Here is a 25,357-nt window from a genome sequence, read left to right as displayed (position 1 = left end):
AGCGGGTGCCTCCTTCTTTATCTAACCGTTAACTGGCTTTTTCCGGATGTAATGTGACATTGTTGATCGGAGCCATTGGAAATCTTGTTTGGAAATAACCAGTCTTGGAATTTTCATTTTCAGAACGAATCTAACATTGCATAAAATGAAAACGAACCGTAGAATCCCCGAGGACAGCATAGCTATCCCTGCACCCGTCAAGCCGTATCTTGGAACAAGTATGGACAACAATGGAATAACGAGCGCCAATCCGACCCCTTGTAAAATGGTCACCAGCTTGGGCTTACCCAGCGCCATAAATTGTTGTGCCAGTACCATAGTTCCTCCACTGATAGCAACCTCAAGCACCAGAAACCGGAATACCGTAAGTGCTTGTTTAAACTCTGAACCATATACCAATGTAAATACAAATGGAGCAATCAGCATCAGCATTCCAGCAGCCAGAACGGTTAATGTCGAAGTCACGCGAAATGCCCGAAACGTGATTGCTACCGCCTCATCCTTATTCAGCCCGGAGGCTTTGGGGAAGAGCACGACAATAATCGAAGTTGAAAATACATTTACCATGCGGGCCAGGCTGACTGCTACCGCATATAAACCGAGATCAGCTGGTCTGAGCAGGCCTGCAATCAGAATCTGATCAATATAAATAGAAACCTGCCCCATCAGATCGTTTCCGTATGACCCCATACCGTAAGTAAAGAGATTTTTGAATTGTGTCCAGCTGTTCTTTATCTTTGGTTTGTACAGCCGGATCATTCGAAGCGTAACACCGATATAAATCGGCAAACCTGGCAGTAAATAGGCCAGTGCTGAGGTGTACGGACTTATATGACCTGTGAGAACCAGGATCACCAGACCCAGCAGCGTACAGAGCGGTACGAGATAACGAAACAAATTGTACTGCTTGTATTCCGATCGAACTTGCAGCAGTGCATTATTGATTTGTGAAATCGCAATGAGCGGACACATTATCATGGAGCATTGTGCAAACAGTATGACCGTTGAGGAAAAGGAGCGCAGCCAGTAAGGAATCAGAAACACTCCGACGAGTGTGGCCAAGCCGCCGAACATCGTAGCCAGCAGCAAGGCGAGTCCATACAGCTTGCCCGTTTCCTCCGGCTTTCTTTTCGCATTGTAGATCAAGGCAGACGGTACACCGAAGCTCATGCAGAAGGCGAGGAACTGGGACCAATTCACCATTGCGGTTTGTTCCCCGCGTCCGGTAGGACCCAAGAATCGGGCCGTCAGTACGCCAGTCAGCATATTCACGACGAGAATCAGCATGCTGAATATCATCGTTTTAACTGCTGCCGAGCTGTTATCCTTGCTTTTGGCAAAGCGGATCACCGTAGACCACAGTGTCCGGACAGGTGTGGATATTGTTTGTAAGTTTTGCACAGCCTTTACCTTCTTTCCGCGATTACATCTTTCGCCCACAGCCCTATTCCGATCATCATCCAAATTAGATAGCCGCGCATACCGGGAAAACCGTTATCCGATATCAGACTGGCTACAGCTCCGGCCCACGTAGCCAGCGCCAATCTGATGTAAGGCTGAGTGGAATCTCGCTCGGCAATACGGACAAGGAGGCACTTGATGATAACGAACAGGCCACCGAAGAAAAAGAATGCTCCGAAAATACCGAAGGTGAGGAAAATAGCAATATAGCCATTATCCATAATCCCAAGTTCACCGAGATCGCCGCCGTTATCCAGCTTGGTTCCAATTCCTACACTCCCGATCCCCTGTCCGACCGGATTGCCCACAATCGCCGGAAGCATCGTATTTAGCAGATCCAAGCGCTCATTGTACGAATGATCCTGTTGAATATCCGTCAAAGTCTGCATGCGGGCCACCAGACCCTCTGCTCCCGGGAGCTTGGGAACAATAGTATAGAGAAGAAGACCGACGACAGCCAGTTGAATCAAGGTCTTCCACTTTCCTTTGGAGGATGAACTGAGAATGTAAGCCAGCAGCATGACGAATGCAATCAGCCAGGCCGAGCGTACGAGCGTGACCAAGAGACACACAACCGTCAGCAAGATGCCAATCCATCCCAATGTACCGCGCCACCGTTTTTCCATCAGCATCGGTACAAGGGCCATCGCCAGGAAAATAGCGCAGGGACCGGGCGAGTTCATGGAAGAGAAAACTCTAATTTGAAGCGGCTCTGGTATGCCAATGGAATTCATTTCAACATGATTCATCCAGAAGGCATCCCAGGGAGGAACCGTCAAATACTGAATAATGCCGTAAATCGCCACAAGAACAGCGATATTGGCATATGAATACAGCAGCCGGTCCAGCTCCTTTGCCTTCATGGGTTTAATCGCAAGATAAGGAAGCAAGAGCAAAGGAATTATATAGTTAGCTAAGTCATAAGCAAAAACAATGCCATTTTTAAACAACCCGACGACACTTCCGTAGCCCAATTCTATGCCAAAGAACACAGCAATCCGGGTCAGGGGTTTTTCCACCTCATGAATGCCCCGCAGCACAGGAATAATCAACATGCTGCTCACTAGCAGTGGTGCCAGGCTCAACAAGGAGACCGAATGATACGTCCCTTCCATCCAGTCCACAATGCGACGGATTTCCGGTCCCACTGCCCACACCAGCAATGTATAAGGAATCAGCAGCCGTGATTGAAAGATCGCCAGCAGGAAGGCTGGAAAAACGAGTGCTAGCAATATGGCTCCCTGCTGGCTCATGGTGGGATTCAGCTTGGCGCTGACAAATCCGATGGCGAGTGGCAGCATGCAAGCCAGCAACCCCGCGCCGATCATGCCGATTCCACGCCGATTCCCCAACAACATGGAAATCTGTTGATCTGCCAACCGACTCATATTTCTCACCCTTGACCTCCCTTCATCCGCTCCTGTTTGAACATTTCCTTAAATAGCAGAATAAGAAACTGGGAATCCTCAATCAAATATCTTTTCCACAAACGTCTAGGCTCCTGAGACAACCGCCAAAACCATTCAAATCCCGTCTTCTGCATCAGCTTCGGTGCCCTCTTCACATTTCCAGACAAAAAATCAAAGGTTGCCCCCACCCCAATCGAAATCGGAGCGCGATAAGTCTCATAATATCTGTAAATCCATTTTTCCTGTTTAGGCGCACCCACGCCTACAAAAACGATATCCGGGCGAGCCTCTTGAAGCAAACGGACAATGTGTTTGTTCTCTTCCTCATTTTTCTCAAAGCCATAGGAAGGAGAATAGCAGCCCACCACATTCATATTCGGATACGATTCCTGAAGATTGCGCATGGCCTTCTCCGGTATACCATCAGCTGCCCCAAGAAAAAACAGTCGGTAGCCGCGATCTTCAAATGCCTCTCCCAGCCGGGTGAACAAATCCGATCCCGACACCTTTTGCTTGAGGGGCTTTTTCAGCAGCTTGGACGCCCATATGATAGGCATTCCATCGGCCACTACAGCTCCTGCGTCCAAATATACCTTGCGGAATTCATCGTCCTTGCGAAGCTTGATTACATGATCGACATTACAGGTCAAAATGTAGGAATGACGCCGATGTACAATCGAAGTATCTATAAATTCGAGTAAATCGTTAAAATCATAATTATCAAAGTTGACATCGAACATGTTCACTCTGCTCATCGTATCACTTCTCTTTACGAAAATCGGTTTGAGTAGATGTCTGGTATAACGCGTTCAAATACCAGCAAAACGGAATAATCATCTGAACTGTCGACAACGTGTTATCTGAAAATGAATAGATCAGAAAGCCCGCAATTAAGCTTGCAAAATAAGGTTTGATTGATTTGGCAAGCGACCGGTAAATGAGAACGAACACGACCAGCAATGAAAGCATTAATAGCCCGCAGCCGATATATCCCGTGTCAAAATAAAATCGTATATACTCGTTATGCGGTACAACAAAGCCATTGAATAGTGTCCCGTCGTTCGCGACCGTCACGGCACCAAGTCCTCTGCCTGACCACGGGTATTCATGTACTTTTTTCAAAAAATATTCCCATGCCTCCGAGCGCCCCGACAGGTCAATGCCTGTATCGGTCTCCCGCTCGAAGGAGCGTTTTTTTAAATTGTTCCATTGCAGGGCCACCGCCCCCAGAGCAACCAAAAACGATCCGGCCAGCGGTAGCAAATAATTGACTCTACCCTTGAGGTACTGACGGGCAATATCAAACAGATACACAGCAAACATCAGCAGCAATGCCAGAATCGGTCCACGAGTACCGGTGGCGATCAAAATCAGGAAATTCAAGGCCAGTACAGTGTAATAAAAGGCAGCCTGCTTCGGTTTGCGTTTGACCTCAATCAGAGAGACGGCAATTCCGAGAAAGGAGAGCATCGCCAGATGCGGCGGTATGTTCGCTCCTTGTATTCTCACCGCGCCCGTAAATTCCACATCGGTAAACGAATGCAGCCCTACGGCCTGCAAGCCCAACCCAATGACCACACTGATGATCGGCAATAGACTGATCAGCCGGATATGTTTATCCGCTACATCCTTTTTCCATTGAATTAATAGAAAAATAAAGGGGAGCGATAATCCGACGAACGCCTTTACTGCAATCGAGTTCGTCAGTAAAGGCAGCCATGCTGAAAATCCAAATGTAATCCCCAGCATAATCACCAATGCCCAGACCGGATAGCTGAACTTGAGACGAATGCCATACACGAGCATGCAAGGCACCAGCAGAACCAAAATGCCCAATTTATACAATGACAAAATCTCGATGCCGAACACGCCACCCTGATACAGGGAATCTACCGATACCGCTGTACTTAGCAAAACCGCATAGCTGATGCGCTCCGGGTGGTGGATCGAAACGACCAGTAGAAGCAGCAAGCATACCGCAGCAATACTGACTACCGGCTGATAAGTAGCCGCAACTCCTACAGCTAGAGCGCCCAGCAGAAAAATAAAAACATGCTGTATGGTGTTTATTCTGGAAGTCCAAGGATAATTACTCATGTTCAATCTTTCACCCCGCAGCTGACTCGCTTTTCCGGTTGCGCAATGTATCCAGCGTCCCACGAATACTTTCAAATCTGCACCGGTTCAACAGCTTCCTGCCCTCAGTACGTGCCAGCAGAGAATCCACCGTGATGTATAACACTTTGGCTGCCGTCTTTGCCATCAGCATTACGTTGCCGAGCAATCCCACAGCCTGAGCAGCGTTAGATATGCCCTGACAGTAATAGCGATTCATGATCCATTCCTTCGTTAACCGTGTAGCCGGAACAAAATGCTTCACAGCCATGTGAGGATGGTACATGATCGTCCCACCATTTTTACGAATTTGCTCAAATACCCACGATTCTTCACCAGACAGAAGGATATCTCCCTTTCTGCCCAAGTGAAGCGGGAACATGACCGCAGCAAAGGCCGTTTTACGCATGGCCATATTGGCTCCAAACGGATTCAGTCCCACCGGATATTCGCGGACCGCTTTCCCCAGATCAATAATCGTATAGGGAAGCTCAAGCGGACCTGTTAGCCAACCCGGTCGTTCCGTCTCAAACATAGGCTCAATTTTCCCACCCATAGCCGTCAGCTCGGGATTGTTCCCGAAGGCCGACATAATTGTTTGCAGCCATGTAGCACACGGGATCGCATCATCATCCAGAAAAGCAATGACTTCTGCTCTTGATAACGTAATGCCCGCATTACGAGCAGCAGACAATCCTTGTTCGCGCTCATAATGATATCGGAGGTGAATATCCTGACCATGTGCAACACTAAATTTTTTGATCGTTGCCGCTGTATGATCGGTGGATCGGTTATCGACCACAATGATCTCGGCCAGTGCAAGGTCCTCCAGCTCCAACAGGGACATTAACGTTTTTTCCAGCAGGTCCGCCCGGTTATAGGTGCAAATAACGACGGATACTGCGGGACATCGCTTGAATGAATCCATCAGTAAGCATCCTTGGAGAACAGCATTTTAACGCCTGTTTTCATGATGATTTTAAGGTCGAGCCACGTATTGCGAGCATGAATATACTTCAAATCCATTTGCACCATTTCTTCGAAGCCTACGCTGTTACGTGCGCTTACCTGCCAGTATCCGGTACATCCCGGTGTTACAATCAGGCGTTGTTTGTCGTAATCAGAGTATTGTTCGACCTCGCTGGGCAGCGGAGGACGAGGACCCACCAACGTCATGTCCCCGACCAATACATTCCACAGCTGCGGAATCTCATCAATACTCGTCTTGCGCAAAAAGCTGCCAATCTTCGTAATCCGAGGGTCATTTTTAATTTTGAACATGGCGCCGCTCACTTCATTCAGCTCCATTAAGTCCTTTTTCAGTTCCTCGGCATTGGACACCATGGAACGGAATTTATACATGTTGAACAGCTTCTCATTCTTGCCCACCCGAATTTGCTTGAAAAACACGCTTCCCTTTGGATCTTCGAGCTTAATCAGCACGCCCACCACCACAAAAAGCGGAAGCAGGATGATCAAGCCCACAAAGGACAGCAGCATATCAAGGAGACGCTTTGTGACCAGGTAAGACGTTTTATCCTGAATTTGGGTATTTCCGTATGGCATGTAAAACGCTTTACCTGACATGACAGCCTCGCCGTCCTCCGGTAAATTTTCCATGCTCATGCTGACGTACCTCCTCTCAACCTGCTGTAGTTGCTTTCTCGGTCTTTTTTAACCATTCATTCATGGCCTCCATAACCGGATACTTCAGATCATCGCTGGCGAGTGCAAATTCAAGTGTGGTCAGAATATATCCGAGACGCTCACCTACGTCATAACGCGTGCCTTCAAAGTCATAGGCGTACACGCGCTCGCTCTGATTCAGCTTTTGGATTGCATCCGTCAACTGAATTTCGCCGCCAGCTCCTTTTTCCTGAAGATCGAGATATTTGAAAATTTTCGGTGAGAACACATAGCGACCCATAATAGCCAAGTCGGATGGTGCTGTGCCTGGAGCCGGTTTTTCTATAAAATTGTTCACTCGATACAATCGTCCGTCCTGCTGATCCGGCTCAATGATGCCATAGCGGTTCGTGAATTCCTGCGGAACCCGCTGTACACCGATCACGGAATTTTGGGTTTCCTCATACTGGTCCATCAACTGGCGCAGGCAAGGCTTCTGACCTGTTACGATATCATCGCCCAGCAATACACCGAACGGCTCGTCCCCGATAAAACGTCTAGCGCACCATACCGCATGTCCAAGACCTTTGGGCTCCTTCTGGCGAATGTAGTGAATTTCCACTCCCGAAGAGCGCTGTACTTCCTCCAGAAGCTTCAGCTTGCCGTCCTCCAAAAGCTTCGATTCCAGCTCAAATGCGTTGTCAAAATGATCCTCAATGGCACGTTTGCCTTTACCCGTAACGATGATAATGTCCTCAATACCAGAAGCAATCGCTTCTTCAACGATATATTGAATCGTGGGCTTATTGATGATTGGAAGCATTTCCTTCGGCATTGCTTTTGTGGCAGGGAGGAAGCGTGTACCTAACCCTGCTGCTGGAATAATGGCTTTTTTCACTCTCTTCATCATCGCACTCATTCTCCTTGCTGCATCGAATTTTGGTGTTGCTTACTTCACCTGATTCATCACAATGCCAACCAGTGTCGCACTGGCCTGCTCCATGAGTTGCTTTGTTTTGCGTAGATCATCACGTTTGGTCCGGCCGTGTTTGGCAACGAGAATCACACCATCCGTCATGCCTGCAATCAGGCGCGCATCCGTGTAGTTCAACGCTGGAGCCGAATCGAGCAGGATCATGTCATATTCACGTTTAAGCTCTTCCAGCAGATCTGTCATGCGTTCGCTCCCCAGCAAATCTGCTGCGTTATACAGGGTGTCTCCACCGGGAACAATAGACAACTCCAGTCCGCCATGTCTAACGATCGCTTTGGAAGAAGTGCCGCCGCGCAAATAAGCCGACAAACCTCCTGTATTCTCCATTCCGAATATCTCGTGCAGTGCCGGTTTGTGCAGATTGCAATCCACCAAAGCCACTTTCTTGCCTTCTTGTGCAAAAGTGACTCCGATGTTGGCGAGCAGCGTTGTTTTGCCCGCTCCGCTTTCCGGCGAGGTCAGCAGCAGAACCGTTCCGCGGTCCTTGTGCCCCATTACCTGCTGCCGGATGTATGTACGGAGGGAACGAAATGATTCAGAGATATACGATGAAGGATTGCTTTCTGTAATCAACATGTCATTCAATCGCAGCATATTTACGCTCCCCTACCCGTTCTTTAAAATTTCCGGTGGGCCCGTCGGTGTCCTTCTTGCGGATGACCGGTATAGATCCAATCACCGGAAGACCGATGTCTGTATCTGCCTCTTTTTCCGACCGCAGCGTGCCGTTAATGCTCTCAAGGAACACAATCGTGCCCAGTGCAATCATCAGCGATACGAGAAAGCTAATCGCAATATTCATGAGCGGACTTCCATTAGTCGGGGCAGGATTGGCCTGCGGGTCCGCTTCATTCAAAATTTTCACATTATTCAATCCCATCAATCCCGGAACCGTCTGCACGAATTTCTGGGCTACCGCGTTGACAATAGCTGCGGCCTCTGGATAGCTTCCGGCCTCAAATGTCAAGCCGATAACCTGACTTTTATCCGAGGATTTAATCTGGAGCTTCTCTGCCAGCTTTTCCTGCGTCAAACCGAACTCAGGATGAGTCGCTACGACAGCCTCCATAATTTTAGGTGAAGTGAGAATTTGCTTGTAGCTTTCCACCAAATTAAGACTTGTGTTGACGTCATTCAGATTGTTGCTTCCTTGCTTGCCGGAGATATGATTAACCAGCAACTGGCTTGAAGCAGAGTAGACTGGTTTCACGACATTGTCGCTCACAATATAAGTCGTTACACATGAGAGGATGACAAAAATCGCAATCAGCCACAATTTTTTTTTGATCAGGACCAGGTAATCCAAAATGGTTTTCTCCACAAAAATCCTCCCTCCTATACAATTTCTCTTCTTATTTTAAGTATGACTTTATTGTAACAATTTGCTTTGTGGACGACATGGAACTGAACGGCACTTTCTCCCTCACTACAGGGGAAGGGGATTGTATACTTTTGGCTACGGCATGGTATACTTTTGTACCATGCTTTGTCGATTACGAAAAAAAAAATCGAAAAAAAGCCCCAAAACCACCCGAATTGGTGATTTTGAGGCTTTTTTTCTGCTGCTCGCACATGGAAGTGCATCGCAGCTTATGATGTCAGCGCATTATCATATTGGTTGGCTCGTACTTCGCCAGACCAATTGCATTGGCATACAACGCTGCCTGCGTGCGATCCGCCAGCCGCAGCTTGGCCAGAATCTGACTAACATGCTTTTTGACAGTAAACTCACTGATAAATAACCGGGATGCAATTTCGCGATTGCAGGCGCCCTGCCCCAGCTCGACCAACACTTCCTTTTCCTTCGGTGTCAGATCGTCCGTTAGATTGCCCGCATCCTCGCGCAGCTTGTTTTCGAGAATAGCCGGATCATAATATTTGCGTCCTTTGTTGACAAGGTGAATCGCGTAAATTAGTTCCTCAGGCAAAGCCTCCTTAAGCACATAACCGTCCACGGAAGCTTCCTCCGCTTTCAGAAAATCTTCACGTGTTGCAGAAGAGGTCAGCAAAATAAATTTGCTTTTGAACCCGCGCCCGCGCGCGACCTTGATAATATCCAGACCTGATTCGTCCGCTAGCTTTAAATCCAGCAGCACCAGGTCCGGGTCCGTTTCCTCGATCACTACAAGCGCTTCCTGTTGATTCTGGGCCTCTCCCGCAAACTGAACATTGGGCTGCATGGATATAACAGCAGCAAGTCCTTTCCGTACTAAAGGATGATCATCGACAATGACAATTTTCATGATTCGGCCTCCTGTCTACAGTTCAGGATTTGCATAATCCCTATGTATCCGATTGTTACCGCAGATTGTGTATTGCAGAATGTTCACACATCTTATTCAAGGATTTTGCAAAATCCCTATTCATAAGCATTTACCGGAATGGACAATCGGATTTGTGTTCCCTCTCCGATTCGACTAGAAATATCAAATTCGCCTCCCATCGATTGAGCTAAATATTCCATATTCATCATGCCCAGGCCCCCGCCTGTACTGACCACCTCACCTCCTGCTACCATTCTCGCCGTCTCAAACCCTACTCCGTCGTCATGAATAGACAGTCTAATCACTTGGGGCGTCAATTTTAACTTCACATCAATTCGTTTGGCCAATCCATGCCGGATTGCGTTCCCCGCCGCCTCGGAAATGATGCGGAACAAAGCCTTTTGGTACAAGTACGGAAGAGAATAATGATCCCCATGAATATCAAAGTCGATTTGTACATGGTTCAGCTTGGAGAGCGTATGCAGATGGCTTTTCACCGTCCCTAACCAAGTTGAGCCTCCGCTTTTCTTTGAGCTTAGGCTATGAATTGCCCCCTTCAGCTCCCTGACCGCTTGGTTGGCAGATTGCTGAATTAGCTCGATTTGCTCCTCCACCTGTTCCTTAGGCTGATGACACCAGGTTTGCCGGAGAGAATGCGTTGCGTACACAATGCCAAACAAACTTTGTGACACATTATCATGCATTTCATTCGCAATCCGGTTTTGCTCATTCGTCACAATCAGCTGGTTTTCAATACGCTCCAGCTCGTAGCGCTCCAGAAACACAGCACTCAGCTCGGCCAGGAAAATCAGTTGTTGTACAAGCCAACGTCTTCCTGTCAGACTTTGATCCGGCCCCAGTTGGAGACCGATAGTCGCTACAAAACGGGTCGTCATCGGTACTGTGATCATCAGAAAATCGCCCCATTCCGGCAGGTGTTTGAAAAATGGTTCGCGCTCTTCCCTGAATTCCTCCCGATAATTCCCCAGAACCTCGAACAGCTGCTCCTCTTCCTCTACCGTCCAGCCTGTCTGGCTGCTTGCCGGCGCATCCTCCTCCTGACTATCTAACCAGAAGAATGCACGGCTCTGCTTCGTCAGCTTAACGGTATAGTCCGAGATGACTTGCCCCAGATTCAATGCGTCATTGTGACTGGTCGTCTCCATGATGTGGTAAATCGACTTGATATGATCCATCGTCTCATTGGCTTGTTCCTTTGCCACCTTCAGTTCGTCTTTCATGACACCGACAACCTGCATAGCCATCATAGTCACAATCAGTACTAAAAACAAATTGATGTTTTGCAGTGCAAGATCCCATAAAAAATATTGACCTGGTGTAAAAAAGATATAACAAAATGTGAGCACCAAGCCGATATAAGAAAGGAGGAGGGTCCAACTATACCTCATAGAAAGGTGGGCACAAGCCACCAACATAGGGGTTATAACATACCATTTGAATGGACTATCCATCCCTCCCGTCGGGAACAGCAATAAAATGATCCCTGCGGTTTCTAACGCAATGCAGCACTTCAAGACCATATTATGAAGCCTGAACTTGCGATAAATCCACGTAAATAATGTAACAGAAAAAAATAGAAACACAATCAGTAATAGCTTCTGCCACACGATTAATCTGGATTGTTCGAACAGAAAAACAAGTGACGTTAAAGATAGTGATACATAACGGTACAAAAAAATCATTTTGTCTTCTGCTGACTTCTTCAACTTCATCCTGTCACCCTATTCTGTGTTTTGAAGGGACGATGGGCGTATTGGGTTTGATTTGTGCACTATAAAAAAATCATAACCAATCCAAAAATAAATAACAAGACATAAACTCTTACGTAAACGGTTACATTCTAAAAAAATTTGGTACTTTTTATAACATATTTACCGTTTCAGGAAACCATTTTCGGGGTAATGTCAGAATTCATGACGTTTGTCAAGGGTATAAATCACATTTTTTCATCAAACTAAAAAAGGAACTTGCTGGTACCACTGTGATTATAACAGCGGTATTCAGCAAGTCCTTTTTTAATAAACTGGGTGGGTCTTCATTAGCCCCCGGCACGCGCCAATTCACGCATATTGGCTTCAAACGCTGCCAGCAGGGCTTCGTCCCCGCTCAAACCAGTTGCTTCTTCTTTTTGTATCTGTTCAAGCATACGCTTGTAATCCTTTGGTATAACCCGTACAAACTGCTGAACCGCAGTCTTCCAGTCATCCAAAATACGTTGTCCCGCCTCACTGCCCGTATAAGTGACATGGCGCTGAATCAAGCCACGCAGCTCCGCTGCTTCCGCAGGGTCTTCCACACCTTCCAGCAATACCATTTCCAGATTACAACGGTTCAGGAACGTTCCCTCAGGATCATAGACATATGCAATTCCTCCAGACATCCCGGCTCCAAAATTCCGTCCGGTTCCGCCCAGTACAACTACACGCCCGCCCGTCATATATTCGCAGCCATGATCGCCGACACCCTCGACAACAATACGTGCCCCGGAATTCCGAACGGCAAAGCGCTCTCCAGCAATTCCGCTAATGTAAGCTTCCCCGCTGGTTGCTCCATATAAGGCTGTATTTCCAATAATAATATTCTCTTCTGCTTTAAAGGTCGCTTTGTGAGATTTTCTCACAATGACCTTACCGCCAGATAGTCCTTTACCAACGTAGTCATTGCTGTCGCCTTCCACACTCAGCGTAATGCCTTTCGGAATAAAGGCTCCAAAGCTCTGACCTGCCGATCCAATAAAGTTAAAGCGAATGGTATCTTCCGGCAGACCCGCTGCGCCATACTTACGGGTGACCTCGCTGCCCAGAATTGTACCTACCGCCCGATTCACGTTCGTTATAGGCAGGGTACCCTCTACAGGCGTTCCGTTCGCCAGCGCCTCCGCAGCCATCGGTACGAGCTTCTGCATATCAAGAGTTTCTTCCAGACCGTGATTTTGACGTTGTACACGGTACCGCACGCTTCCATCTTCCAGCTCAGGAACATGCAGCAGCAAGCTCAGGTCGATGCCCTTCTTCTTCCAATGTGAATCGGCGTTCACGGTATCCAGACAATCTGTACGTCCGATCATTTCCTGAATTGTGCGGAAACCAAGTTCCGCCATAATTTCACGGACATCTTCTGCGATAAAACGCATAAAATTCACCACATGGGCAGGATCACCCATATAATTTTTGCGCAGCTCCGGATTCTGCGTAGCCACACCAACCGGACATGTATCCATTTGGCACACCCGCATCATAATACAGCCCAATGCCACGAGTGGCGCTGTAGAGAAGCCGTATTCTTCTGCACCCAGCAGGGCAGCTACCACCAAATCACGGCCAGACAGCATCTTGCCGTCTGTTTCCAGTACCACGCGATCACGCAGGTTGTTCAGCATCAGTGTCTGATGCGTCTCGGCCAGACCCAGCTCCCAAGGCATACCCGCATGACGGATAGAGCCTTGCGGAGAAGCACCTGTACCGCCATCGTAGCCGCTGACCAGAATAATGTCAGCACGGCCTTTAGCTACACCCGTAGCAATCGTGCCTACACCTACCTCTGACACCAGCTTCACGTTAATATCAGCACGCGGGTTGGCGTTTTTGAGATCGTAGATCAGCTCTGCCAAATCCTCGATCGAATAAATATCGTGATGCGGCGGTGGCGAAATCAAGCCTACACCTGGCGTAGAACCGCGTACCTCAGCGACCCAAGGATATACCTTACGTCCCGGCAACTGTCCGCCTTCACCCGGCTTCGCGCCTTGTGCCATTTTGATCTGAATTTCGTCGGCATTCACCAAGTAATTCGATGTTACACCGAATCGGCCAGATGCCACCTGCTTGATCGAACTGCGGCGCGAATCACCATTCGCATCCGGTATAAAACGTGCAGGGTTCTCTCCACCCTCACCGGTGTTGCTCTTGCCGCCGATACGGTTCATCGCAATTGCCAGATCTTCATGCGCTTCCTGACTGATTGAGCCAAAAGACATAGCTCCTGTTTTGAAACGGCGCATAATTGATGCAGCAGATTCTACTTCATCCAGCGGCACAGGCTCACCGACAGGTTTCAATTGAAGCATGGAGCGGATCGTCAAATGCTGCTCTGATTCACCCTGCACCAGCTTGGTGTATTTCTTGTAAAGCTGGTAATCTCCCGAGCGAACCGACTGCTGGAGCAAATGCACCGTTTGCGGGTTAAACAAATGCTCTTCCCCGTCGTTACGCCATTGGTATTCACCGCCAGAATCCAGCACCTTGTCGTTGCCATCCTTGTCGGTAAAAGCACGGTTGTGGTGGGCCAGTGCTTCCATAGTCACTTCCTCCAGGCCAATACCGCCAATGCGGGAAGGCGTCCAGGTAAAGTAACGGTCAACAAAATCCTGCTTCAGACCTACGGCCTCGAAAATTTGAGCTCCACGGTACGACTGAATCGTGGAAATACCCATTTTGGACAATATTTTTACGACACCCTTGGTGGCTGCCTTAATATAATTTTTAACTGCTTTTTCATGCGAGATGCCACGCAGCAGGCCCTGCTGAATCATGACATCCAGCGTTTCAAAAGCCAGATACGGGTTAACTGCGCTTACGCCGTAGCCCAGCAGCACCGCATAATGGTGGACATCCCTTGGCTCTCCAGACTCCAGCAAAATGCTTACACGTGTGCGTGTACCCTGTTTAATCAGATGGTGATGCAGGCTGGAAACAGCCAGCAACGCTGGAATGGCCGCATTGTCTGCATCCACTCCACGGTCGGACAGAATAAGAATGTTGTGGCCCTTTTCAATGACACGGTCAGCTGCCTCAAACAGTCCTTCCAGTGCCTTACGCAAGCCTTCTGCGCCTTCCTTTGCTTCAAAAAAGATCGGAATCGTCATCGACTTGAAGCCTGGACGGTGTACATGGCGGATTTTAGCAAATTCCTCATTGGACAGCACCGGTGAATCCAAACGAATCTGACGACAGCTTTCCGGCTCCGGATGCAGCAAGTTGCGCTCTGGCCCAATCGTAGTTGCCGTAGATGTTACAATCTCCTCACGAATGGCATCAATCGGCGGATTGGTAACTTGTGCGAACATTTGTTTAAAATAATTGTACAAACGTTGCGGACGATCAGACAGCACCGCAAGTGGAGCATCGTACCCCATCGAGCCGATCGGCTCTGCTCCTGTGAGCGCCATTGGCTCCAGAATCTTGCGCAGTTCTTCAAACGTATATCCAAAAGCAAGCTGAAGTTGATTAACATTTTCGTGTTTCGGCTCTGGATGCTCCAATGCCTCCGGCAGTTCATCCAGATCAACCAAGTGCTCATCCAGCCATTGCTGATAAGGCTCCTCGGAGGCGATGCGTTCTTTCAGCTCTTCATCAGAAACGATGCGGCCTTCCTGGGTATCCACCAGCAGCATCCGGCCCGGACGTAGACGATCCTTATACAGCACATTTTCAGGAGCGATATCCAGTACACCCGCCTCTGAGGACAGTGCAATCAGATCGTCTTTGGTCACATAGTAACGCGCAGGACGCAGGCCGTTACGATCCAGAATCGCCCCGATTTGGATACCGTCCGTAAACGCCATCGCAGCCGGGCCGTCCCACGGCTCCATCATGGTACTGTGATATTCATAGAATGCCCGCTTTTTCGGGTCCATCGTCTCATGCTTGTTCCAAGGCTCCGGCACCATCATCATAGCCACATGCGGCAAGGAACGTCCGCTCAGATACAAAAACTCCAGTGTGTTATCAAACATGGCTGTATCTGAACCATCCGGGTTAATGACTGGTTTTACCTTCGCGATGTCTTCGCCAAACGCTTCACTTTCAAACTGTGCCTGACGCGCATGCATCCAGTTCACATTGCCGCGCATGGTGTTAATTTCACCGTTGTGAATCATAAAACGGTATGGATGCGCACGATCCCAGCTCGGGAACGTATTCGTACTAAATCGGGAATGGATCAGCGCAATCGCCGATGTCACCCGCTCATCCTGCAAATCCAAATAAAATTTGCCTACCTGCTCGGTTGTCAGCATTCCCTTGTATACAACCTTGCGGCATGACAAACTCGGAATATAGAACGATTCGCCGTTCTGCTCCTCTTGGTTATAACGAATAGCAAGCTCTGCACGCTTACGAATGATATACAGCTTCCGTTCAAAATCCAGCTCTTCCTTCAAATGGCTACTGCGGCCGATGAACACCTGACGCACGCCCGGTTTAGCCGCTTTTGCCGATTTGCCCAGCATTTCGTCATAAGTCGGTACATCGCGGAAGCCCAAACAATTTTGGCCTTCGTCCACGATAATCTCTCTTAGCTTCTGCTCATGTGCCTCACGGACCTCTGGATCATTGGATACAAAAAGCATACCTACGCCGTAATGTCCGGCTTTAGGCAGCTTGAAGCCCAATCGCTCCGCTTCCTCTTGAAAAAACAGATGGGGCACCTGAATCATAATCCCCGCTCCATCACCGGAGTTTGGTTCACTTCCCTGGCCGCCCCGATGCTCCATATTGACGAGCATGGTCAAAGCCTGACTTACAATATCGTGCGATGGTTTTCCCTTGATGTGGGCAACAAAGCCCATGCCGCAGGCGTCTTTTTCGAATTGGGGATCATATAGTCCCTGTTTGGGTGGTAAACCTGTCTGTCTCATGGAACGCAACCTTTCTGTTATAAAGTCATGCTGGCCTGAAATACAGGCGGCCGAATAGAAGACAGTGGCAACAAGAGGTAAATCAAAGAACAAAAACGAGGATTGGGGGACAAAACATATGACGTATTCAAGGCGGTACGGTCCGCCGAATGCACATGCTTTTCAATAATTATGCAATGGCTTGACTTGAAAAATACGTCGATTCCACTGATGAATCTAATTAGTTCTATCATTTTATCATTGACCTACCATGTTAGCAATTCAAAGTTTTTATAATTGTGATAATAAATCTTTTACATTACAGCATCAACGTATCAATGCAAGAAGATATCATTTTTATGTATAAATATTCATTTTTTAAAAAAAATCAGCCTCTTCCATTCCACCAGGGAACAGAAAAGGCTGACAAAGGATATCTGATAGAGATGCTGACCATCAGACGTATGCTAGGAACTCAGTCGATGCGAATTAAAATTCGAGACTTTCACCGGGCTTTAAGGCTTTCCCTTCAATTCCTTCTTTGTGCAGACGGTCACAGAAGGCGTCTCCGTCCTGCTCAATCACCGGGAATGTATTGTAATGCACTGGTATCACGCGGCTTGCACGCAACCATTTTGCTGCCAGCAAGGCGTCCTCCGGTCCCATCGTATACCCATCTCCAATAGGCAATACCGCAGCGTCAATGGAGTTGGTTTCTCCAATAAGACGCATATCGCCAAACAAGCCGGTGTCCCCTGCATGGAAAAATGTTTTGCCTCCCATGGTCAATAAAATTCCTGCTGGCTCTCCCATATATATCGTTTGTCCGTCCACGTTCAAAGAGGAGCTGTGGAACGCAAGCGTGAATTTTACATGGAAGCCGTCAAATTGGTGACCACCGCCAAGGTTCATACCATGCGCCTTGGCCCCCAGGGATGAACAATAGTCAGCCAGCTCCGCCACCGCAATCACAGGGCAATCATTGCGCTTGGCAATTTCAACAGCATCTCCAAAATGATCGGCATGACCATGTGTCAAAAGCACCGCATCCACATGAATATCTTCAGCTTGTATGGTTGCCTTTGGATTACCGGTCAAAAAAGGATCAATAATAATCCGCTTTCCCTCTTCTTCCACTAGAACAACTGAATGTCCGTAATAGGTGATTTTCATATCGTCTGCGCCTCCATTGTCACTTTCATTATTTAGGTTACTTTCCTTTATCCATTATACCACTTTTTGCATGCAAGCTTCACCTCTACGCAAAATACGCTCACAAAGCTGGACCCTGTTGTTTAGAAAGGGCTGTTATTTGAGAAGACTGCCTTTATTTATAAAAGGTATGGTGTCCGATTGTTTTCACCTTGGTCCGCGAATGATGAACCGTAAGGTCCTGAGCCAACGTAAGCGACAGGAAAAAACAGGTGTTATCAGGCACGGCTTTATGGCCGTTCAAAGCTGCGTTAACCGCACGGATGCTGTCCTGGTTCGGTTGGACACGACGAAGACGCCCGTTCGCAACCGGACTAAATTGCGCTTTTTGATAAATGACTGCCTGAATTGTATCGGGAAATGAGGCTGACCGCAGCCGGTTTAAGACAACGTTGGCAACTGCCACTTTGCCTTCGTACGGTTCGCCTTCTGCTTCTGCCATCACTATTTTTTGCAGCAGTAGCAGTTCTTTAGCGGAGACAACATAGCTCCAGGTAGACAACGCCTTGTCATCCTGAGTGAGCATTTTTGTCTTCGTAAAGTAGATGGTTGTAGGAGGGGTTAGGATTGCGGACTTGCTGTGCTGGACTTCAAGCTTTTTCTTGCCTGTGGCAACATTATTGTGTGCTTGTTCCATTTGCTTCATCTGAGAAGCAGGCAACGGAGTCGGCATGATATCTTTCCAGCTTGGCTGCCCGTGAGCAGCGATAAAGATGGGACTTGTCCTGTTTGACCCGTAATGGGTCCCCATCCTGTCGCCATGTGAAGGAGTCGAAGAGTTCCCTGACCAGCTCAGAGATTGCATAGGTGCATTTTTATGATTTTTCTGTGTTTGCTGAACCTCAGTGTAGAGGCCTATCCCCAATATACAAACAAGCAGCACACTCAAAAGAGGTGCAAACCAACGATATTCTTTAACAATTTCCATAATGTTCCTCCCGTTAACTTTAAGCACATTCCTCAGATATGTAACCTAAAATGCGCTTTTTGAATAACGCTGAAACACTATATCACTAAATTCGCTGATAGATCAAGGGTTTCACCTTAATAATGGGAAGGTTTGTATTATTTGGTACATTGGTTTTTGCCCCATTCGGGTTGCATATAATACAAATTCCCCCACTTCCCACGGCTCGGCAATCCGGTCATTTGGCTGCCAAACTGACACCGGAACGGGCTCCTTTCCTGTGTATGAACGTGCTACGGTAATATGGGGCCGATAAGGTCGTTCCTCGGGTTTAAAGCCGAGCGGCTCGGTAGCTCGAAGTATGGAATGATACAACTGATCCAGTGACTCTCGCTGTCCGGTAACTCCCCTCCACAATACACGTGGAAATTGTTCCCGGCCAAAAAAGCCTGCTTCTCCAATCCGGAGCATGAACGGGGCGTGCTCGGCTGCAGCTTGAACTAAGGCCTGCTCCAGCTTAGATATATCCGAAGTCGCTACATCACCCAAAAACTGAAGTGTCACGTGGTAGTCTCTGAAATCACTCCATTTTCGAAAGGGCAGTTCTTCCAAATCCTGCTCCGCCCATTGACGCAGCTTCTGCTTATGCCCATCTGGAAGGGCAATAGCCGTAAAAAGTCTTTGTGCCTGCGTTTTTGGTGATATAGGTCTGTTTGGTGATATCGGTCTGTTTGGTGATATCGGTCTGTTTGATAATTTATCGTTCTCCATCCACTTCGAGCTCCTTTTTTTGTATGTAACCCGACAAGTTGCTGTTTGGGGTGTCCTATATTTGGGTAAAGCCATTTCTTGTTATTTATAGTGACGTTGTTATTTATAGTGACACGGAAAGCTTGTTTCTCCCCCTCTTTATGCAATTTTTCCGACAATCTGTTATCCTTGAAAGAATGGTTCGCAGAAGATATTGGAAGCTTCAAGCTCAATCAAAAGTCGAGGAGGCTATGAATCATGGGAAACATCTTAAGTTTACACCAGCTAACCGAAGAACAAGAAAAACAAGTTCGGGCAGCAGCTCCGGGCTACGGGTTGACCATTGGCAAAGCCCAGCAATTGGAGGCTGAACAGATCCGGCAGGCCGAGGTTATTTTAGGCTGGTCCAAGCATATTGCCGAGGAGGCACTGCATCCGGGCAGCAAGCTGAAGTGGATACAAACCTGGTCGGCGGGAATTGACAAGCTGCCTCTTACCGAGCTGGAAAAGCGCAATATTTTACTTACGAATACAAGTGGTGTACATGCAATTCCGATAACGGAGCAGATTTTCGGCATGCTGCTGTCGCATACACGTTATTTACAGCAAGCAGCTATCTTGCAGCGTCAGAAAACATGGCAGCAACCGGAAGGTCAACTGACGGAATTACGTGGTAAAACAATGCTGATTACAGGTGTTGGCGAAATTGGCCGTGAAACGGCCCGGCTTGCACAAGCCTTTGGCATGCGGGTGATCGGGATCCGGCGTTCCGACAAGGAAGCTCCACATGTAGAGCGTATGTACACAAATGAACAATTACATGATGCGTTGGGAGCTGCGGATATCGTGGTGAACATTTTGCCATTCACGGAGGAAACCCGTCACTTCTTTGACGAAAAAGCGTTTGCAGCCATGCGTAAGGGAGCTTTCTTCATTAATGTAGGCCGTGGCGGCACCGTCCATACGGATGCGCTTGTACGCTCACTGGAACAAAAGCATATTGCCTTTGCCGGACTGGACGTATTCGAGGAAGAACCGCTGCCCGCGTCGCATCCATTATGGAGTCTGGACCATGTTCTGATCACACCGCATATTGCAGGTGACACGGATCGGTACGCTGAACGGGCGGTAGATATTTTCCTTACCAACTTGAAAGCCTATGCCGCTAAGCAGGAGCCGCCGCTGAATCTGGTAAACTACAAAGCTCAGTATTAACAAAACAACATTACTCACAGACCCATATTTCCCGAACCATACCTGTCTTGCGTATGCTGCATTGCTCCGTAAGGGTCCAACCTGACTCGGATAGCAATGCTTCCATCGGCTCCGTGCTCACAATCACCGCTCTTGCGGCCAGACGTCTTAAACTGCGCAGCATCTGCTTTTGTTCATCAGCAGGGAGCACGGAGCACAGGTTATAGGGCATATCTAGTATCGCCGCATCGTATGTGCCCTCCAGCATATTCATATCCCCGAGCTTCACCAGATTCTCTTCATAGCCAAAATGACATAAATTGACGCGTGCTCCCCGTACCGCCAACGGGTTGATATCATAACCACGAATATGTTTCCCCATGCTTAATGCTTCAATCATCACATTGCCCATGCCACAGCACGGGTCCAGCAGCTTCAGTCTGTCAGCATCTGCCTCATGCACAGCTGCATGACCAACTGCCAAATTAACAAGTGCCTTGGCTACGAACACCGGCAATCCCGTAGAATAGTTCTGCGGTTTCTGGCGGCGCTCCAGCCAGGAACGGTCACTATACACGCATTGGCCCAGGAACCACCGTTGTCCTGCCCTGATCACACCCAAAGTGATATCCGGTTCCTTCATTTGCGCCTGTCCCTGAATACGTGAACCAATCCGGCGTTCGATCCTGCGCCGCTCGTCATAGTCGGCTTCGTTGTCGCCTTCCTTGAGACACAGTACCTTGAAGGTTTTTCCCTCTTCTAGTAGCAGCGTGGAGGCTGCTTCGCATAGCTCTTCGAGCGAACCTGCATCCACGGCTGTATCCAGCCGGAGATGGATAAATGGGCTGGTCCCCGGCTCCAGTCGTCTTTGGGACAACAGAATGGAGTCATGCACAGGCGGCTGACCGAACAAGCATTTTAATTCCAGAAGACAAAGCTCTCGCTCCGTTTCATGACAAGCATAGGTATATATGTACTTTGGTTTCGTTTCGAGTTTCGTTTCGTTCGTGTTCATTTCATATTTGTTCATGTAAGATCTCTTTTCATTTAGAATGACAACTAGCATGTACGGCCTCTGCTATAAGTCGGTAGGAGTCAAGCCGTTGTTCATAATCAGGAATCGGTGTGACCAACAGGAACTCATCATTATCGTATTTAACCTGCAGACTATGCAGGCGTTCGACAATATCCGATGGCGTTCCCACCAGCCAACTCGCTCGCATCGCTGGATCACCCAATGAAATCTGGGAAGCCCATTGCTGCGCCTGTTCATTCGTCGAGGCACATACCGCCCCTACAGCAACCATGGTACGTGGCTTATCCATACGTTTGGACGGCTGAAAGCCGGAACGGTAAATGTTCAGCATGTCTACCGTTTGCTGCTCACTCATAAATTGACCGAACACATAGCCCGTTGAATACCGGGCGGCATATTCGGCGCTTTTACGATTCGTACCCAGCATCCACAGTGCTGGCGGCTGCTCAGGCATCGGCCGGGCAAACACAGGCGCCTGCTCATACGCATAGGTGCCTTCCAGCAAAGCCAGCAGAGCTTCCATCTTCTGTGGCAGCTCTGCCACATGCTGAAGAAAGTTGCCGCTCAATGCCATCGAAGCATGAGGTCCTCCACCCGGCGCTCTCCCAAGGCCCAGCTCGATCCTGCCCGGATATAGAGCAGCCAGCAGGTGGAACCATTCCGCAACCTTGACTGGACTATAATGCGGGAGCAAAATAGCACCCGCACCCAGTTGGATTGTGTTCGTCACCGCCCCGATATGCGACAGCAGCACTTCCGGGCTGGAGGAAGCCAACCCCTCTATATCATGGTGCTCTGAGGTCCAATAGCGTGTATACCCCCAAGCTTCTGCCTGTCTCGCCAGTTCACCAGCTCGTTGAACCGCCTGCCCGGGACGGTTGCCGGGCAGCAACGGCACCATATCGAGCACACCGAGATTCAACGATTTTATAGATAAAGTTTGAGATTGCATATACATTCCTCCCTCCCTGCTACCCATTACAAACCAGTTCCTTCTACTATATAGGGGTAAATTAAAGGTCAGTCCAGATCGTAAATGGAACCCACCTTCAGGCCATATAACTCATTATAGATTTTTTCAGCAAAAGTGTCGGTCATGCCTGCAATATAGTCTATGACCATATGCTCCCATGTCCAAATCGGTTTCGCCTTGGCCTGGTCGCGCTCATAGCGCTGGAGCCAGTCGGTCGGAATAATGGACTTGGACGTCTCAGGGTCCAGAAACGCCAACCATAGCCGTCTGAGCATCCATTCACTTCGTTTTTGCAGCCGCTGTACGCGCAGATCGCGAATCATCGTGACCCAGGCAAAGCTTTTCAACACACTCACCGTACGGAGCATATCCAAATCCTCGCTTCCTTCCCGCACAAAGGTCACCTTTTTCCAATTATCGTCATCAATTACACCCAGACTGCTGACAAACAAGCTGACCCAATATGCCTTTACTTCTCGACGTGTGCGGGAATAATCGTGTTCACATATCGGCATCTTGCCATTCCATACCTTCAAAAACTCGCTCAGCACAGCTGCCACCTTCTGCTCAATCTCAGCCAGCTGCCAGCCTTGCCAGAAACTATCGTCTAAAGTAGTGATTTTCTCCGTAATCAGACGGATCAAATACGGATCGTATAAAAAATGCTCGTGCACCTCAATTTTGCCTGCCTTAATCCCATCCTCCAGATCATGCGCGGAATAAGCAATATCGTCACACAGGTCCATCAGCTGGGCTTCCAGCGTTTTTTTACCGTCCGGGATTCCCCAATCCTGGCGAATGGAACGAATGTATTCCCACTCATGCAGGTACATCCCTTTTTTATTCAATATCCCCGGATACGGGTACTTGTTAATCCCCAATAATACAGCGTCCGACAAATTCAGCCCGTCCACATTCTCCCGCTTTTCCAAAAACATAATTAGGCGAAAATTGTGTGCGTTCCCTTCAAAATGCTCATAGATTTGGCGCTCGCGCGCATATGCTTGCAGCCCCTGCTTGGACTCCGGTGCGAAGCCTCCTGCAGCGGCTATTTTTTCCACCTTCGTCTCAATCAGCTGATCCAAAATCCCGTCCAGCACCTCTTCGCCCTTATGCCCGAAGGGCGGATGCCCAAAATCATGCGCAATCGAAGCACATTCCACCACTTCGGAGTCAATGATGAGTCCGGCGTTATCCGCCTGCTCCAACTCTACCTCAGGATGGCGGCGCAGCAAGCTGCGGGCTGCTTCGCGCGCAATTTGTGCTACCTCCAGAGAATGCGTCAAGCGTGTGCGGTAATAATCGCCCGTGCCTGCACCAAATACCTGTGATTTGCCCTGTAGCCGACGAAAGGTTGGTGAATGGATTAATCGGGAGTAATCCCGTTCATACGCTGCCCGCGAAGTGTCGCTTCGTGTCTGTTCCGCAAATTGCCGATGCTCTCTTTTGTTTTGCCATGTCATAAAGCTCACTCCCTACGTACTCAATTGGAGTGATTATACATTTTTTTCACGTTGCAGGAAAGCTTACATGCCTTTTAGCTGCTGTAAAAGTTGCTTTTAGCGCAACTGCGCAGTCGGATGGTGCTTCCCATCGCCACCGCTTCGCTTGTACAACACCATTTCGCCTGCTCCGTTTTCTATGTACTTATTCAATTCTAATCTAACACGAGAAATATCATACAAAAAGGGTGTTCCCCCGCCATTAGATTCAGGGAACACCTCTTTTCTTGTATTTAAATTGAAGTATATAAGTAAAACTTAAAAAATATGCAATGGTGCTAAAAGTAACTCTTTAATAGTAACTCTTAAGTTCAGTTTATATACCTCCCCATGTCTGCCCTAACGCTTCGCCCTTGGAGCGAGCACATCCCGCAGCCCGTCACCCATCAGGTTAAAGCCCAATACGGTCAGCATAATGGATATTCCCGAGAAAATAACTGTCCACGGCGCATTCTGGATAAATTGGCGCGAATCAGACAACATTTTGCCCCACTCCGGTTCAGGAGGTTGTGCGCCCAAGCCGAGAAAGCCAAGCGCTGCTGCTTCAATGATCGCTGTCCCTATACCCAATGTTCCCTGTACGATGATGGGCGTCAGGCTATTAGGCAAAATATAACGCAGTATAATACGTGCATTGTTCGCCCCAAGCGCTCTGGCTGACGTAATATATTCCTCCGTTTTGACACTGAGCACCTTGGAGCGAACCAATCGTCCATATGTTGGTACATTTACGATCGCAATGGCGTAAAGCGCATTTTCCAGTGAAGGCCCTAAAATGGCCACAATAGCTATGGCCAGCAAAATCCCCGGAAATGCCAGTAAAATGTCGAACAGCCGCGAAATGATCATGTCTGCCCATTTCCCATAGAATCCTGCGATTAGACCTAAAGCTGTCCCGACGATCATTGATCCGATAACGGACAGAAAGCCGACCCACAACGAAATTCTGGCCCCGTACAGCGTACGGCTCAGCAAATCTCGACCGAGATCGTCCGTGCCAAACCAATGCTCTGCCGAAGGAGACTGCAAGCGGCTAACCAGGTTTTGCTCTTTATAATCAAAAGGAGCAATCCACGGTGCGATCAAAGCGATAATAATAAAGAAGACAATAATACTCAGGCCGACGAACGTCATTTTATTATGCTGAAATGCCCTCAATGCGTCTCTCCAAGGACCGGACACGACGGGGGAAGTTGTCAATACCGTGCGTGTCGTCGATAAGTTGTTGGGTTCCAACGAAAATTGTGACATCGGACAAGCTCCCCTTTGAGCAATTG

At 48.4% G+C, this 25,357-nt stretch carries 20 protein-coding genes; 1 reads left to right on the top strand and 19 read right to left on the bottom strand.

Features of this window, described 5'->3' with window-relative positions; translation table 11 throughout:
* Positions 1-21: 21 nt before the first annotated feature.
* The 15 genes from GCU48_RS16620 to thpR all read right to left on the bottom strand — a co-directional run bounded on the left by GCU48_RS16620 (position 22) and on the right by thpR (position 19,396).
* Complete coding sequence (locus GCU48_RS16620; protein WP_152380751.1) at positions 22-1,401, bottom strand: lipopolysaccharide biosynthesis protein; 1,380 nt, start codon at positions 1,399-1,401, stop codon at positions 22-24.
* A gap of 5 nt (positions 1,402-1,406) precedes the next feature.
* A complete protein-coding gene (locus GCU48_RS16615; protein ID WP_152382187.1) occupies positions 1,407-2,849 on the bottom strand; it encodes an O-antigen ligase family protein in 1,443 nt (480 codons plus the stop codon).
* Between the two features lie 5 nt (positions 2,850-2,854).
* Complete coding sequence (locus GCU48_RS16610) at positions 2,855-3,625, bottom strand: WecB/TagA/CpsF family glycosyltransferase (protein WP_152380750.1); 771 nt, start codon at positions 3,623-3,625, stop codon at positions 2,855-2,857.
* Between the two features lie 4 nt (positions 3,626-3,629).
* Positions 3,630-4,967 (bottom strand): O-antigen ligase family protein, encoded by a 1,338-nt coding sequence (locus GCU48_RS16605; RefSeq protein WP_152380749.1) that lies wholly within the window; start codon positions 4,965-4,967, stop codon positions 3,630-3,632.
* 10 nt (positions 4,968-4,977) lie between these two features.
* A complete protein-coding gene (locus GCU48_RS16600; protein ID WP_025720581.1) occupies positions 4,978-5,913 on the bottom strand; it encodes a glycosyltransferase in 936 nt (311 codons plus the stop codon).
* Positions 5,913-6,611: a sugar transferase gene (locus GCU48_RS16595; RefSeq protein ID WP_025720579.1), complete on the bottom strand. Its 699-nt coding sequence runs from the start codon at positions 6,609-6,611 to the stop codon at positions 5,913-5,915. Before GCU48_RS16595 ends, GCU48_RS16600 begins: the two co-directional genes overlap by 1 nt.
* 16 nt (positions 6,612-6,627) lie before the next feature.
* Positions 6,628-7,518 carry a UTP--glucose-1-phosphate uridylyltransferase GalU gene (galU, locus tag GCU48_RS16590; RefSeq protein WP_025720577.1) on the bottom strand — a complete coding sequence of 297 codons (891 nt, stop codon included), beginning with the start codon at positions 7,516-7,518 and terminating at the stop codon, positions 6,628-6,630.
* Positions 7,519-7,560: 42 nt separating this feature from the next.
* A complete protein-coding gene (locus tag GCU48_RS16585) occupies positions 7,561-8,199 on the bottom strand; it encodes a CpsD/CapB family tyrosine-protein kinase (protein WP_152380748.1) in 639 nt (212 codons plus the stop codon).
* Positions 8,183-8,926 (bottom strand): YveK family protein, encoded by a 744-nt coding sequence (locus GCU48_RS16580; protein ID WP_152380747.1) that lies wholly within the window; start codon positions 8,924-8,926, stop codon positions 8,183-8,185. The genes GCU48_RS16585 and GCU48_RS16580 overlap by 17 nt, the downstream gene beginning before the upstream one ends.
* A 277-nt stretch (positions 8,927-9,203) precedes the next feature.
* On the bottom strand, positions 9,204-9,848 hold the full coding sequence (locus tag GCU48_RS16575) for a response regulator (RefSeq protein WP_152380746.1): 645 nt from the start codon (positions 9,846-9,848) through the stop codon (positions 9,204-9,206).
* 116 nt (positions 9,849-9,964) lie between these two features.
* Positions 9,965-11,602 (bottom strand): sensor histidine kinase, encoded by a 1,638-nt coding sequence (locus tag GCU48_RS16570; protein ID WP_152380745.1) that lies wholly within the window; start codon positions 11,600-11,602, stop codon positions 9,965-9,967.
* Between the two features lie 326 nt (positions 11,603-11,928).
* The gene (gene gltB, locus GCU48_RS16565; RefSeq protein WP_152380744.1) at positions 11,929-16,527 is read right to left on the bottom strand and encodes a glutamate synthase large subunit; all 4,599 of its coding nucleotides are present in this window, start codon (positions 16,525-16,527) and stop codon (positions 11,929-11,931) included.
* Between the two features lie 468 nt (positions 16,528-16,995).
* Positions 16,996-17,679 (bottom strand): metal-dependent hydrolase, encoded by a 684-nt coding sequence (locus GCU48_RS16560; RefSeq protein ID WP_152380743.1) that lies wholly within the window; start codon positions 17,677-17,679, stop codon positions 16,996-16,998.
* A gap of 154 nt (positions 17,680-17,833) precedes the next feature.
* Positions 17,834-18,646: a cell wall hydrolase gene (locus tag GCU48_RS16555; RefSeq protein ID WP_152380742.1), complete on the bottom strand. Its 813-nt coding sequence runs from the start codon at positions 18,644-18,646 to the stop codon at positions 17,834-17,836.
* A 111-nt stretch (positions 18,647-18,757) separates the two neighbouring features.
* Entirely contained in the window at positions 18,758-19,396 is a 639-nt protein-coding gene (gene thpR / locus GCU48_RS16550; protein WP_152380741.1) for an RNA 2',3'-cyclic phosphodiesterase, read from the bottom strand.
* A gap of 237 nt (positions 19,397-19,633) precedes the next feature.
* Here thpR and GCU48_RS16545 point away from each other — a divergent pair, with 237 nt between their 5' ends.
* Positions 19,634-20,590 (top strand): D-2-hydroxyacid dehydrogenase, encoded by a 957-nt coding sequence (locus GCU48_RS16545; RefSeq protein ID WP_152380740.1) that lies wholly within the window; start codon positions 19,634-19,636, stop codon positions 20,588-20,590.
* Between the two features lie 10 nt (positions 20,591-20,600).
* Here the strand turns inward: GCU48_RS16545 and GCU48_RS16540 are convergent, their stop codons facing one another.
* From GCU48_RS16540 to nikC, 4 genes are all read right to left on the bottom strand, one after another.
* Positions 20,601-21,599, bottom strand: a complete 999-nt coding sequence (locus GCU48_RS16540; RefSeq protein WP_152380739.1) for a TRM11 family SAM-dependent methyltransferase — start codon at positions 21,597-21,599, stop codon at positions 20,601-20,603.
* A gap of 13 nt (positions 21,600-21,612) precedes the next feature.
* A complete protein-coding gene (locus tag GCU48_RS16535) occupies positions 21,613-22,557 on the bottom strand; it encodes an MsnO8 family LLM class oxidoreductase (RefSeq protein WP_152380738.1) in 945 nt (314 codons plus the stop codon).
* A gap of 68 nt (positions 22,558-22,625) precedes the next feature.
* Complete coding sequence (locus GCU48_RS16530; protein WP_152380737.1) at positions 22,626-24,041, bottom strand: deoxyguanosinetriphosphate triphosphohydrolase family protein; 1,416 nt, start codon at positions 24,039-24,041, stop codon at positions 22,626-22,628.
* Between the two features lie 378 nt (positions 24,042-24,419).
* Complete coding sequence (gene nikC, locus GCU48_RS16525; RefSeq protein WP_152380736.1) at positions 24,420-25,331, bottom strand: nickel transporter permease; 912 nt, start codon at positions 25,329-25,331, stop codon at positions 24,420-24,422.
* Between the last annotated feature and the right edge of the window lie 26 nt (positions 25,332-25,357).

The sequence above is a fragment of the Paenibacillus brasilensis genome, assembly GCF_009363115.1.
Classification (GTDB): Bacteria; Bacillota; Bacilli; order Paenibacillales; family Paenibacillaceae; genus Paenibacillus; species Paenibacillus brasilensis.
This window is presented reverse-complemented; position numbering and strand designations above follow the sequence as displayed.